Source organism: Brackiella oedipodis DSM 13743 (assembly GCF_000621025.1).
Lineage (GTDB): Bacteria > Pseudomonadota > Gammaproteobacteria > Burkholderiales > Burkholderiaceae_B > Oligella > Oligella oedipodis.
Window position 1 is genome coordinate 435,747 of the sequence record NZ_KK211206.1, and the last position, 14,106, is coordinate 449,852.

Here is a 14,106-nt window from a genome sequence, read left to right on the forward strand (position 1 = left end):
TTAAATATCCAATTCTGCTAAGTTGCCTTTATCTTCCAGCCAGGCGCGGCGTTGTGCGGATTCGCTTTTGGCCATTAACATATCAAAAACCGCCAAGGTTTGCTCTGGGCTCAGTTCACCATAAGCCACCGGTAATAAACGCCGCGTATCCGGATTCATCGTCGTCTCCCAGAGCTGCTCTGGACTCATTTCACCCAAGCCTTTAAAGCGGCTGATCGATAAGGCATTGGACTTAATATTCTCCTTGCTGAGTTTTTCTGTGACAGCGTCAAGCTCATTGTTGTCGAGGCAATAAATCTTGCGCATTGGACGCTTGCCTTGCGCCGGTACATCGACCCTATAAAGGGGGGGTTGCGCAATATACACAAAGCCATTTTCGACAAGCTTCGGAAAATGCTTATAAAACAGCGTTAGCAGTAGAACTTGAATATGTGAGCCATCGACATCGGCATCGGACAAAATACAAATTCGTCGATAACGCAAGCCTGACAGATCAGGGTTGTCGCTAGCACTGTGGGGATCCACTCCAATGGCAACGGCAATATCATGGATTTCGTTATTGGCAAATAAACGATCCCGATCCACCTCCCAGGCATTTAAGACCTTACCACGCAAGGGTAAAATCGCTTGGAATTCCTTATCACGACCCATTTTGGCTGAGCCGCCCGCGGAGTCACCCTCCACTAAAAAGACTTCAGTGCGGCTCGTGTCATCGGATTCACAATCTGTCAACTTACCTGGTAACACTGCCACGCCCGAGCTTTTGCGTTTTTCTACCTTTTTGCTAGCTCGATTACGCGCCTGCGCTTGCTTGATGGCTAGTTCGGCTAATTTACGTCCCCACTCCACATTGGAGTTGAGCCACAATTCAAACGAGGTTTTGACAAAATTCGACACCAAACGCAAAGCATCACGACTGTTTAGGCGCTCTTTGGTCTGTCCTTGAAACTGTGGATCCAGAATTTTTGCCGATAACACAAAACTGGCTCTAGAAAACAGATCTTCGGCCAACAGTTTGACCCCTTTAGGTAAAAGATTATGTAATTCAATAAAACCTTTGAGGGCGGTAAAAAGTCCATCGCGCAGGCCTGCTTCGTGAGTTCCGCCTGCCGTCGTCGGAATCAGATTGACAAAAGACTCGCGGGCAATCGCGCCTTCTAGGGTCCAGGCCACCGCCCATTGTGCGCCCTCACCCTCAGAGAATTGCTCATCATTGGCGTCCATAAAGTTCTGATCGATAAACAACGGCACCAATAATTCCTGATCGGCGAGCTCTTCTTGTAAATAACCTTGGAGACCCTCTTGGTAGAGCCAGCGCTTGGTTTCACCGGTTTTTTCTAGGGTCAAGGAAATACTCACGCCCGGCAACAACACGGCTTTGCTCTGTAATAAATGCATTAAGTCGTTGAGCGGGATATGCTTGTTGTCAAAGTATTTAGGATCGGGCCAGACCGTAACCGAAGTACCAGTTACGGATTTTTTGACCTTACCAACCGCTTGCAATGGCTTTTCGATATGGCCGCCATCCTTAAACACCAATTGATATTGTTGGCCGTCACGCTGTACATTGACTTCTAGACGGGTGGATAAGGCATTGGTCACCGAGACCCCGACGCCATGCAAGCCCCCCGAAAAGGCATAAGCCCCGCCCGCTTTTTTGTCGAATTTACCGCCGGCGTGCAATTGCGTAAAGACAATTTCAACCACTGGCAACTTTTCTTCGGCATGAAGCCCCACCGGAATACCACGTCCATCATCGCTGACCGTAACGCTTTGATCCGTGTGTAAGGTCACATCGATATGCTGACAAAATCCCGCCAACGCCTCATCGGCAGCATTATCAATCACCTCTTGCACAATATGCAGTGGTGTATCTGTGCGTGTATACATGCCAGGACGCTCGCGAACGGGCTCCAGTCCTTTGAGGACTCGAATCGACGCTTCATCGTAGGCGGTTTGACTGGATTTATTCATAATCGACTAAAAAAGTTGCTTTAGATTAATGAGTTATAAGGTTATTTGTTGTTTTTTGGGTATGGTTAACCCACTTTTTTAAAATAATGTTATTCTAACGTGATAATAAAGGCTAAAGGGCTCAGCAATGCTTTATTGAGCAATTCCCTATCATAAAAAGCCACAAGTTAGTACCCATAAGCTCGTGTGACTAAACATGACCAAACGCGACCTCGCGTGATTATAAGACCACGTGTGGCATCAATGACCATTGATTGAACATTAAGTGAGCATTCATGGATGACGGCTTGATAACTGAGTGATTGGCTGTCATGTGTGCACAGTTTATCCGGGCTCTTATTGTGATCAATGAATCAATATAAGCGTTCTGTTTACCCTACTATCCTAAGTCTTTCTATCCTTAGTTGGCCAAGCCTAATCTATGGGCCTCATCCATGATGCCTAAGCCATGACTTAGTACGATTTAATCGGACGATTTGATAGAGACTTAGGGAGTCCTAGCGTAAACCAGTGTAGGCACTATGCAGGCACTATGCTTGCCCAAGGTATGCAAACTAGCACAAGTTGCCACTGCCACGATGATATCAGTGATATCCGCGAGTTCCTAGCAATGACGAGCCGCTCGCCATGCTAGCACATCGCACAACTACCCATGGGTTTATGCATTAAGGCCCGTTCACTAGCAGTCACGGCAAATAACTGTTTGCCCCTGATGCAAGGTGACCCGATTAGCCTACTAACGATTTTACTCTTGATTTTTTAGTGAGATACTATGAGCGACTTAATCAAAAACACCACAGAAGATAAATTCGATGCTGATGTTTTACAATCAGAACAACCTGTTTTGGTGGATTACTGGGCACCTTGGTGCGGTCCCTGTAAAGCCATCGCACCTCTTTTAGAAGAGGCTGCGACGCAATACAAAGATCGCCTCCAAGTGGTCAAAGTTGACGTCCAAGACTACCCTAACGTTGCCGCTAAATTTGGCGTACGTGGTATCCCAACACTCAAGTTATTCAAAAACGGTGAAGTCGTTGACACTAAAGTGGGTGCTGTAGACAAAAACCAATTATTTGGTTTTATCGATGGCCATATCTAATCTTCATTTCCAGCCTCTTTCTTAGCACATCACACAGACTTTTTTCAATTTACGCAAACACAGCCGCGGGTGCCTAGCACCCGCAACGGCTTGTTGACTATCAAACATCCTATCTCTGTATCACTACACTAATGCATCTTAACGAACTTAAAACTAAAAAAGTCCCAGAATTACTGGAGATTGCCGCCGAGCTTAATATCGACAATGCCAACCGCTTGCGCAAACAAGAACTCATGTTTGCCATCATGAAAAAACGCGCCAAAACGGGCGAACAAATTTTTGGAGATGGGGTCTTAGAAGTCCTACCCGACGGCTTTGGCTTTTTGCGCTCTAGCGACACCTCTTACTTGGCCAGTGCGGAAGATATTTATATTTCCCCTTCACAAATTCGTCGCTTTAATTTGCATACTGGCGACTCTATCGAAGGCGAAGTTCGCGTTCCTAAAGAAAGTGAACGTTATTTTGCGCTCGTCAAAGTCGAACGCGTCAATGGTGTTTCTCCCGAAACCGTGAAACACCGCATGATTTTTGAAAACCTCACGCCTTTGCATCCAAATGAACCGATGATTTTGGAGCGCAATATCAAGAGTGAAGAAAATTACACGGGTCGCATTTTAGACATTTTTGCCCCTATTGGTAAGGGACAACGGGCGCTAATTGTCGCCAGCCCAAAATCTGGTAAAACGGTCATGATGCAACATATTGCACATTCCATTACCACCAACTACCCAGATTCCACCCTCATTGTGTTATTGGTCGATGAGCGTCCCGAAGAAGTCACTGAGATGCAACGCACGGTGCGTGGCGAAGTGATTGCCTCCACCTTTGATGAGCCCGCCACTCGCCACGTACAAGTGGCTGAGATGGTCATCGAAAAGGCCAAACGCTTGGTCGAACTCAAAAAAGACGTGGTCATCTTGCTCGATTCCATTACCCGTTTAGCTCGGGCCTACAATACCGTCGTCCCGGCCTCTGGCAAGGTCCTCACCGGGGGCGTGGATGCCAATGCTTTACAACGACCAAAACGCTTCTTTGGGGCGGCACGTAATATCGAAGAAGGCGGTTCCCTTACGATTATTGGTACCGCTTTGATTGAAACAGGTAGCCGCATGGATGAGGTCATTTATGAAGAGTTTAAGGGTACGGGTAACGCCGAGATTCATCTCGAGCGTCGTCTGGCTGAAAAACGCCTCTACCCTGCTATTAACCTCAATAAATCGGGCACCCGTCGTGAGGAACTACTCATGAAAGCCGACAAGCTCCAAAAAACCTGGGTCTTACGCAAATTCATTCATGATATGGACGAGGTGGAAGCCATGGAATTCATTATGGATAAGGTCCGTGCTACTAAAACGAATGATGAGTTTTTTGATATGATGAAGCGCTAACTAGCGTTGGGCGGTTTGCCTAAAGTATCAAAGAATGACCAAAGCCACTGTGATAACCAGTGGCTTTTTTTGTCAGTATATCTTGTACAAGCTATAGGGCAAGGGCTTAGGCATGAGGGTGTTAAATGTAACACGCTGGGTCTAGAGCTGGGTTTTAGACTGAATGCCGTTCAAGACTTAACGCTACTTAGCGTTTAGCCACTAAAAAAACAGCAAAACGAATAATTAAAATGCCAACGCACTGTTACAGATAATGGAATAAAGCTGAGACAAAGGAAGAATAAAGGTGAAACAAGGAGAGATAAAGGGAGAATAAAGCTGGGCTAAAGATGGCACAACGATGTAATCATACTGGACTATAGTGAATCAAATGCCATAGCCATTGGTCCCCCCGGCTGGACTTGAACCAGCGACCAAAGGATTATGAGTCCTCTGCTCTAACCAACTGAGCTACAGGGGGCTTTAGGGTGTTATGCCATTATAATTGTGCATCATTGGCTGTCACGAGTCATCTCAGCAATCATAGCCTTAGTATATAAGCACTAGATCCATTGATACCCGCTTAACGGATGCTCGCACCCAAAAAAGTAAGTCTTAGATTGTAGCAGATTCTGCTACAAATAAATATATTTTTGCGCGAAGTTTATGCGCTTCGATCGTTGAATCTACCTTATGCAACGCTAGACCCGTTTATATAAACTTGTATAGGTTTATATAAGTTTATAAAAGTTTATGTAGGTTTATATAGGTTTATACAGGGTTAGGTAAACACCCGCCCCTGTATGCAGCCTTATGCCATCTTAAACCACGTTTGCCCTGTAAAGACAGCTTAGGTCGCTGGCTCCAAAGGTTGTACGTTAATGGTCTCCGGACTTGCAGGGGCTTGTGGAGCACTCGTCCCCAGCATCACAGCTGTGAAGGTCCATATCAAAAAGTAGATAACACTATAGACAGCCCCAATAGACGCCACCACTATGAGTGCGATATTAACCCGATGAAGGATAGCCTCTTGTTTGGCAATGGCTACTTGATGCGGTAGTTCAGCAAAGCTAAAGAGTGAACTGTGAATTAACCATGAGCTAAATGTAGTTAGCAAGATGTAAATACCAGAAATGACAAGGGGTAAACCCGCTATAAAAATAATAAAAACAGCGGCACTTAAGGTGAGATTTTTATATATGACGGTAAAGTTGTTGGTCAATATTTCAGTGATTGGAAGTCTAGGATAGCGCAGGGAGATCGGTATACTATACATAGGGACCGAATATAGAGCACACGTGCTGACTATTGAGACAACAACAACGAAGAAGAGTTGTAACTCACTAGGAAGGTGTAATAGTGGCAAAAACAATATCCCCGTCATACTACTTACCGCGTAGCCTGCGATAACTGACAAAACCAACACCCAAAAAAGCTTATCGTTGGCACGAAACTTAAAAAGCAAGCGGATTCGCATCTTATGGTCATCTTCAAAAACCATGGCTGCTAGCATGCGAAAGTAATTCAAACACAACTTGATACTATAGACTAAGCCAATGGGCGCGCACACTATCAAAAAAATAATCAATGGGACATTGAATTCGGAGCCCGCGTCCACCACAAAACCTATCCCTGAAATGCCGCCTATACACAAGGAAAAGCACACAAAGATAAACGCGTAGATTAAGGTGGGGACGAGTAGACATTTAAGCCAGTTTTTTTTGAGAATTGAGAATGACAGTTTGAGGCTGGTCTTTGCTGGAATTTTGCCAATTAAAAGTTTTGGCTTAGGCTGTGGTTCGTTTTCTGGCTGTGGTTCATTGCCTGTCGCAACATTGTATACGTTTGATTCTGTCATCGCTCCTCCTCGGCTGTTTACCATGAATTCATTGCTTTTATAATTTTTAAAAAATACAGGCATTTTGACCACACAGATATACGTCAAAACCACTATGGCGATGGTTGACGACTGCCTCAAATCTTTTGAATAAGTCGTGTGAATTTAGGAAAACTTGCCGAATATCGTTGTCCGAGCACTGACGGCCTGCTTTACAATAAGGGATTACACTAGATTTACGTTTCTAACTCTTTGCTGTCTTTCACCATGCTTGACGCTTCTTTTTTTGTTTTATTTGATAACGCCATTGAACAACAGGCCACACTTCTCCAGCACTACAGTCACAGTGATTATCTGAATGCACAACAGCTAGATGAGCTCGATGCCTTACTGCATAAAGGCTGGCAAGCACACAAACATTGCGCTTTTTTTGTCCCTTATGAATTCGGTGAGTCGATTGTTTTTGGCCAAACTGGTCGTCAAGTGCCAGAAAACCAGCAGGCGCTGGCCTTGCATTGGTTCAATGACAAGCAACCCCTCAGCAATGCTGAGCAAATTAAGGATTTTTTACAGCAACAAGCCTTAGATCATGCAGCGGCGCTTAGCGATGATCAGCCCTATCCTGCCGGTATTTGCGCCCTACATAAAGATACCTCATTTGAGCAGTACCAAGCGCGTATGCAAACGATTCACGAGGCCATCGCCAAGGGTGATTTTTATCAGGTTAACTACACGATCCGCCAACACTTCGCGGCCTATGGCAGTCCTGCTCGGCTCTATGAGCAATTGCGTCAGCAACAAGCGGTGGCTTACGCCTGTCTAGCGCATCTACCTGAGGCCTGGCAATTATGCTTATCTCCCGAATTATTCTTTCGAATTAACGCCCAAGGTCTCATCCAGACTGAACCCATGAAAGGGACGCTCAATATCCGCAGTGATATCCCCCTCGAGACCCAAAAAGCGAGTTTGCGCGACGATCCAAAAAACCGCGCTGAAAACCTGATGATTGTCGACTTACTACGCAATGATTTGGCACAGTTGGCCACCCCTTTTGGTGTTGAAGTCGAAGAACTCTTTAAAGTGGAGCCCTTTGGTCAAGTGTTACAAATGACCACCCCCATTCGTGCCCAAGCCAAACCACAAACCACTGCGGCGGCGATCATGCGGGCGCTTTTTCCCTGTGGGTCCATTACAGGGGCCCCCAAAAAGAAAAGTATGGAATATATTGCGCAACTTGAAGAGAGTCCGCGCGCGCTTTATACCGGCAGCATTGGCTTTTTGCAGCCAAATCCTGTCAGCGATCGCCATCCGCAAGGCTTGCCGTTTACAGCTTGCTTTAATGTCGCCATTCGCACCTTAACACTCAGGCCGCAAACACTGGCGCCAGCTCACACCGATGAAGCGACCACGAGCCTGGCCTATGATGGTGTCTTAGGCGTGGGCGGTGGCATTGTCTACGACAGCACAGCGGCATCTGAATATGAAGAAATTGATTGGAAAGCGGGCTTTATCCATCGTGGTCTGCCAGAAATCAGCCTGTTTGAAACCCTGCGTATCGAACAACAGCATTGTCCTTTATTGACACAACATATGGCGCGTTTATGGCGCAGCGCCCAAGCGCTTAATTTCAAACTACCCGCACGAGATGCTAGCGATCTGGAACGCTTGGTCAAAGACTATTTAAGTACACTGTCACCGCAAACACTATACCGCTGCAAAATAAGTTTGCAGCCAGATGGCACGGTCAATTTTTCGCATGCGCCCATCCAAGCCATCCGCCAAGTCAGTGTGGAAATGGCCACCACCCGTTTAGCCAATCGCGACCCCTTGCGTGGTTATAAAACGAGTTTTAGACCGATTTATCAAGCGGCGATGCAAAAGTCACTCGACTTCCCTGCCGAGCATTTTCATGAAATCTTGTTTTTTAATGAGGCCGGCTTTTTACTGGAAGGTGCGCGCAGCAATGTATTTGTCAAATACCAAGATCAATGGTTCACCCCTGCTCTGTCATTGGATATTTTGCCAGGCGTGATGCGCACTGAGGTCTTGGCTCATAGCGAGCAGTATTTACAAACCGCGCAGGTCCAAGAAGCGTATATCGATAAAGACATGCTACAACAGGCACAAGCTCTGGTGCTGACTAATGCCCTAAGGGGTTGTCTGTGGGTCGAATAAAAAAATAGCCTTTTAAAGAAAAAAGCCGCCTCCCAGAGACGGCTTTGTTTTGCCTTAAAGAACAAGGTCGCTCATTAAGGATAGAGACCGCGGATTTGGCGAGCTTCTAAGATGCGTTCGCAAGCCACGATAAAGGCCGCTGTACGCAAGCTCACTTGATGACGTGAAGCGACTTCAGAAACACTACGGTAAGCATCTGTAATAATGCGTACTAAGCGTTGATGGATTTCTTCTTCGGTCCAGAAGAAGCTTGAGAAGTCTTGCACCCATTCAAAGTAACTGACGACCACACCGCCAGCATTGGCGACCACGTCAGGAATCACAAAAATACCTTTTTCTTTGAGGATATCGTCTCCTTTTGGCAAGGTTGGGCCATTGGCACCTTCCACTAAGATCTTGGTATCGATCATATTGGCGACGCGCTCATTGATTTGATTTTCGAGGGCGGCTGGCACTAAGAAATCAGTTTTTGTTGACCAAAATTCGTCAGCGCTGATGACATCCGCATCGGCAAAGTCTTTGATGCCGCCCGTTTTTTGGACATGCTCGAGTAAGGCGTAAATGTCTAAGCCTTTGTCATTATAAAGTTGACCGGTATGGTCCATGACGGCTACGACTTTAGCGCCCGCTTCATGGAATAAGCGGGCTGCTGTGCCGCCTACATTACCGAAACCTTGAACGGCCACGCGGGCGCCCTGAAGGTCGATATTTTTTTCGCGAGCCGCTTCTGAGGCGACGGTAAAGACGCCGCGACCGGTAGCTTCAACGCGACCCAAACTACCGCCTAGATAAATCGGTTTACCCGTCACGACACCAGTAGAAGTCGCGCCGGTATTCATGGAATACGTATCCATAATCCAAGCCATGGTTTGTGGCGTAGTACCGACGTCTGGCGCTGGAATATCGTTGCTCGGGCCAATGACTAGACCAATTTCGCTGGTATAGCGACGGGTGATTCTTTCGAGTTCTTTGCTAGAGTATTTACGAGGGTCAATTCGGATCCCCCCTTTTGCACCACCAAACGGTACATTGACGGCCGCATTTTTGACCGACATCCAACCCGCTAAGGCCATCACTTCTGAGAGGTTAACGTCTTGGTGGTAACGAATACCGCCTTTACCTGGGCCACGAGAAACATTGTGGTGTACACGGTAGCCTTCAAAGTGGGCAATCGTACCATTGTCTAATTCTACGGGCACATCAACGACTAAAATGCGTTTTGGTCGTTTAAGGGTTTCGATCCAGCGGCTTAATGAACCTAAATACGGAGCCACTCGATCAACTTGCTGCAAAAAGATTCCCCATGCACCAATATCGTCTGCATTTAAATAAGACGGAATCGCATGTTGATTTTTTTGCGGATCTTGATTAACACTCATTCTATTCTCCGAAAAAAAATGTCCTTGACAGTATACGCCTTTCTGCGGCGTATTTAGTAAAAACCCTGATTTGCTAAGAAATCAGGGTTTTTTGAGATTACGAAATACTTACAGGACGATAAGTATTAGCGTTGAGCGATATCAGGTACATCACGTTTGGTTGGACCCGTGTACAACTGACGAGGACGACCAATTTTGTAGTCTGGGTCAGAAATCATTTCATTCCATTGAGCGATCCAGCCACTGGTGCGAGCGAGTGCAAAAATGGCGGTAAATAAGCTTTTTGGAATACCGATAGCACGTTGGACGATACCTGAGTAGAAGTCGACGTTAGGATAGAGTTTGCGCTCGACGAAGTATTCGTCTTCGAGAGCAATACGCTCTAATTCCATGGCCAATTTGAACAATGGGTCGTTTTCGAGACCGAGCGCTTGGAGTACTTCTTTGCAAGTTTCTTGCATGAGTTTGGCACGTGGGTCGTAGTTTTTGTAGACACGGTGACCAAAGCCCATCAAGCGTACGCCAGCTTCTTTGTTTTTGACTTTTTCCATGAATTCGCCAACTTTTTCGACACCACCTTGGGCTTGGATTTGCTCAAGCATGTCTAAGCAAGCTTCGTTGGCACCACCGTGGGCAGGACCCCACAAGCAAGCCACACCCGCTGCGATAGCGGCAAATGGATTTGTACCAGAAGAACCGCAAAGACGTACAGTAGAAGTTGAGGCATTTTGCTCGTGATCAGCATGCAAGATAAAGATGCGATCCATGGCACGTTCGAGCACTTCGTTGACTTCGTAATCTTGGCATGGCGTAGCAAACATTTGACGTAAGAAATTACCTGCATAAGATAGGCTATTATCTGGATGCATGTAAGGCTCGCCACGAGAATATTTGTAAGCCATAGCAACAAGTGTTGGGAGCTTAGCGATCAAGCGAATGGCAGAGATCTCTCGGTGCTCAGGGTTATTAATGTCGATAGAATCGCCATAGAAGGCAGATAACGCACTCACCAAACTAGTAACAATGGCCATTGGGTGAGCATCACGACGGAAACCGCGCACAAAGAAGTGCATTTGTTCGTGCACCATGTTGTGACGCAAAATACGGTTATCAAATTTCTCTTTCTGCTCTTTGGTAGGTAAATCACCATACATCAATAAGTGACAAATCTCTAAGTAGTCACATTTCACAGCAAGTTGCTCAATCGGGTAACCACGATAGCGCAACTCACCCTTGCCTCCGTCAATAAAGGTGATTTTAGATTGGCAAGAAGCGGTTGACAAAAAGCCAGGGTCGAAGGTAAACATGCCAGTTTGCGCATATAGTTTGCGGATATCGATGACATCAGGCCCTTCGGTACCTTTGTAGACTGGGAATTCAGCCGACTTTTGATCGTTTGAAAGACTAAGGTTAGCTTTAATATCTGACTCTTGCATCTTTGGATTTCCTTTTAGTTATATAGTAGTTGTTAAATGCTAGTGGTGTTTTGTGCTCTAAGTTGACGAACCAATGCATGGATTTCGGGGGTATCAAACTCCCCGCTGGGTTCAGACCTAGATAACAAAATATCTAGCAATTCGTTATCATCGATTTTGAAGAGATGGTGTAATGCCATGACTTCAGCATCGCTGAGTTTTGTCTCGTTTTCATCGAGGAATGCTGTGATGATCAAATCATTCTCGAGCATTCCTCGGCGTGCCCTCCAACGCAGAACAGCACGCGCTTGGTCTATATTAGCTGTCATTATTAAACCGTGCGGCGAACTAACATCTCTTTGATTTTACCAATGGCCTTGGTTGGGTTAAGACCTTTAGGGCAAACATCAACACAGTTCATAATCGTGTGACAACGGAACAAACGATATGGATCTTCGAGGTTATCAAGACGCTCTTTGGTGGCCGTATCACGGCTATCTGCCAAGAAGCGATAGGCTTGTAATAAGCCTGCTGGGCCTACGAATTTATCGGGGTTCCACCAGAATGAAGGACAGGAGGTTGAGCAGCATGCACACAAGATGCATTCATACAAACCATTCAGTTCTTCGCGAGCTTCTGGACTTTGTAAGCGCTCTTTTTCGGGTGGCGGCACATCGTTAATGAGATATGGACGCACAGAATGGTATTGATTATAGAACTGTGTCATGTCAACCACAAGGTCACGAATCACAGGTAGACCGGGTAATGGACGTAGACGCACAGGTTCTTTGAGGTCGCGCAGATTCGTAATACATGCCAAGCCATTTTTGCCGTTGATGTTCATGGCATCTGAGCCACATACACCTTCGCGGCAAGAGCGGCGTAGTGACAAGCTATCGTCGTAATCCGTTTGGATGCGCACAATAGCGTCAAGCAACATTTTGTCGTGTGGACCTAATTCCACATCGTAACTTTGCATGTAGGGTTTTTCGTCTTTATCGGGATCATAACGATAGATCTCGAATTTCATGCGACGGGGTTGTTTTTTTTCTTCAGTACTCATTTTCACCTTCTTAATCTTAGAATGTACGTGGTTTTGGTGGTACAGTCGGCACCGTGAGTGGATTCATTTCGACAGGTTTGTATTCAACTTCACCTGTATCAGAATGCCACAAGGTGTGGATTAGCCAGTTTTCGTCATCACGCTCTGGGTAATCATCTAGTGCATGAGCACCACGGCTTTCGGTACGTAATGATGCAGATTTAATGGTTGCACGAGCAACTTCGATCATATTGCTTAGCTCAAGAGCTTCTTGGCGAGCTAAGTTAAATACTTTGGATTTGTCCTTGAAGGATACGTGTTTGACGCGTTCGGCAATATTGTCGATCTGGGTCACGCCTTCATTGAGGACTTTTTGGGTACGGAATACACCACAGTGTGATTGCATGCTGTTACGCATATCATTGGCGACAGCGTACACCGTTTCACCACCCGTGCGAGTCTCGATGTCATTGACACGAGCAAGGGATTTTTCGACGGACTCTTTAGGGAGTGGCTGATGGCTACGTTGGTTTTCGAGATGGTCATCAATAATATGTTGACCAGCGGAACGACCAAAGACCACCAAGTCTAATAAGGAGTTAGTACCTAGACGGTTGGCACCGTGAATCGAAACGGCCGCACATTCACCGATCGCATAGAGACCATTGACGACTTGGTTTTTGCCATCTTTCCAGGTTACCACTTGACCGTGATAGTTGGCAGGAATACCGCCCATTTGGTAGTGAATCGTCGGTACCACAGGAATTGGATCCTTGATAGGATCGACGTTGGCGAACTTGATCGCAATATCACGAATAGAAGGTAGACGTTTTTTGATGGTTTCTTCGCCTAGGTGATCGAGCTTAAGCAAGACATAAGCGCCATCTTCGCCACAACCACGGCCCTCTTTAATTTCTTGGTCCATAGAACGTGAAACGAAATCACGTGGCGCCAAGTCGAGTAGCGTAGGGGCATAACGTTCCATGAAACGTTCACCGTCTTTGTTGAGCAAGTAACCACCCTCACCGCGTACACCTTCGGTAATCAACACGCCAGCGCCATAAACGCCGGTTGGGTGGAATTGCCAGAATTCCATATCTTCGAGTTCAATACCGGCACGAGCGGCCATGCCTAAACCGTCACCGGTGTTGATGAAGGCATTGGTTGTGGCGGCCCAAATACGGCCCGCACCACCCGTTGCCAAGACAGTGGCTTTGGCTTCGAGGATGTAAATATCGCCGGTCTCCATTTCGAGAGCCGTCACACCCAAGACATCGCCAGCATCGTTACGAATCAAATCAAGTGCCATCCATTCGACAAAGAAATGCGTTTTGGCGGCGACGTTACGTTGATACAGCGTGTGCAATAGCGCGTGACCGGTACGGTCAGCCGCCGCACAGGCGCGTTGTACAGGTTTTTCGCCGTAGTTGGCGGTATGACCACCGAAAGGACGTTGATAAATGGTACCGTCTGGGTTGCGGTCAAACGGCATACCAAAGTGCTCAAGCTCATAGACGGCTTTAGGGGCTTGACGCACCATAAATTCAATGGCGTCTTGGTCGCCTAACCAGTCAGAACCCTTAACGGTATCGTAAAGGTGCCACTTCCAGTGGTCTTCTGACATATTACCCAAGGAAGCACTAATACCCCCTTGAGCGGCGACAGTGTGAGAACGCGTCGGGAATACTTTGGTGAGCACGGCCACAGACAAACCTGCTTGAGCCAGTTGCAATGAGCAACGCATACCAGAGCCACCCGCACCCACGACGATGACATCAAATTGACGACGAGGTAAAGAAGAATTAATTTCGGCCACGG

Annotated in this window: 10 protein-coding genes and 1 tRNA gene; 3 read left to right on the forward strand and 8 right to left on the reverse strand. The window is 46.6% G+C overall.

What is annotated here, in order from left to right:
* On the reverse strand, positions 1 to 1,974 hold the full coding sequence (gene parE, locus Q335_RS0108435; RefSeq protein ID WP_038369692.1) for a DNA topoisomerase IV subunit B: 1,974 nt from the start codon (positions 1,972 to 1,974) through the stop codon (positions 1 to 3).
* Between the two features lie 772 nt (positions 1,975 to 2,746).
* Here parE and trxA point away from each other — a divergent pair.
* Both trxA and rho read left to right on the forward strand, forming a co-directional pair.
* On the forward strand, positions 2,747 to 3,073 hold the full coding sequence (gene trxA / locus Q335_RS0108440) for a thioredoxin (protein ID WP_028358243.1): 327 nt from the start codon (positions 2,747 to 2,749) through the stop codon (positions 3,071 to 3,073).
* A 131-nt stretch (positions 3,074 to 3,204) separates the two neighbouring features.
* The gene (gene rho, locus Q335_RS0108445; RefSeq protein WP_028358244.1) at positions 3,205 to 4,461 is read left to right on the forward strand and encodes a transcription termination factor Rho; all 1,257 of its coding nucleotides are present in this window, start codon (positions 3,205 to 3,207) and stop codon (positions 4,459 to 4,461) included.
* 383 nt (positions 4,462 to 4,844) lie between these two features.
* Here the strand turns inward: rho and Q335_RS0108450 are convergent.
* Positions 4,845 to 4,921, reverse strand: a tRNA-Ile gene (locus tag Q335_RS0108450).
* A gap of 369 nt (positions 4,922 to 5,290) precedes the next feature.
* Positions 5,291 to 6,298, reverse strand: coding sequence for a hypothetical protein (locus tag Q335_RS0108455; RefSeq protein ID WP_028358245.1), 1,008 nt, complete (start codon positions 6,296 to 6,298; stop codon positions 5,291 to 5,293).
* A 246-nt stretch (positions 6,299 to 6,544) separates the two neighbouring features.
* On the opposite strand from Q335_RS0108455, the gene Q335_RS0108460 reads away from it, so the two are divergent.
* Positions 6,545 to 8,452, forward strand: coding sequence for a chorismate-binding protein (locus Q335_RS0108460; RefSeq protein WP_038369694.1), 1,908 nt, complete (start codon positions 6,545 to 6,547; stop codon positions 8,450 to 8,452).
* Positions 8,453 to 8,526: 74 nt separating this feature from the next.
* Here the strand turns inward: Q335_RS0108460 and Q335_RS0108465 are convergent, their stop codons facing one another.
* The 5 genes from Q335_RS0108465 to sdhA all read right to left on the reverse strand — a co-directional run bounded on the left by Q335_RS0108465 (position 8,527) and on the right by sdhA (position 14,104).
* Positions 8,527 to 9,831, reverse strand: a complete 1,305-nt coding sequence (locus Q335_RS0108465) for a Glu/Leu/Phe/Val family dehydrogenase (RefSeq protein ID WP_028358247.1) — start codon at positions 9,829 to 9,831, stop codon at positions 8,527 to 8,529.
* 125 nt (positions 9,832 to 9,956) lie between these two features.
* Positions 9,957 to 11,267 (reverse strand): citrate synthase, encoded by a 1,311-nt coding sequence (locus tag Q335_RS0108470; RefSeq protein ID WP_028358248.1) that lies wholly within the window; start codon positions 11,265 to 11,267, stop codon positions 9,957 to 9,959.
* A 32-nt stretch (positions 11,268 to 11,299) separates the two neighbouring features.
* The gene (locus Q335_RS0108475; protein WP_028358249.1) at positions 11,300 to 11,575 is read right to left on the reverse strand and encodes an FAD assembly factor SdhE; all 276 of its coding nucleotides are present in this window, start codon (positions 11,573 to 11,575) and stop codon (positions 11,300 to 11,302) included.
* Between the two features lie 2 nt (positions 11,576 to 11,577).
* Positions 11,578 to 12,309 carry a succinate dehydrogenase iron-sulfur subunit gene (locus tag Q335_RS0108480; RefSeq protein WP_028358250.1) on the reverse strand — a complete coding sequence of 244 codons (732 nt, stop codon included), beginning with the start codon at positions 12,307 to 12,309 and terminating at the stop codon, positions 11,578 to 11,580.
* Between the two features lie 16 nt (positions 12,310 to 12,325).
* Positions 12,326 to 14,104, reverse strand: coding sequence for a succinate dehydrogenase flavoprotein subunit (sdhA, locus tag Q335_RS0108485; RefSeq protein WP_028358251.1), 1,779 nt, complete (start codon positions 14,102 to 14,104; stop codon positions 12,326 to 12,328).
* Between the last annotated feature and the right edge of the window lie 2 nt (positions 14,105 to 14,106).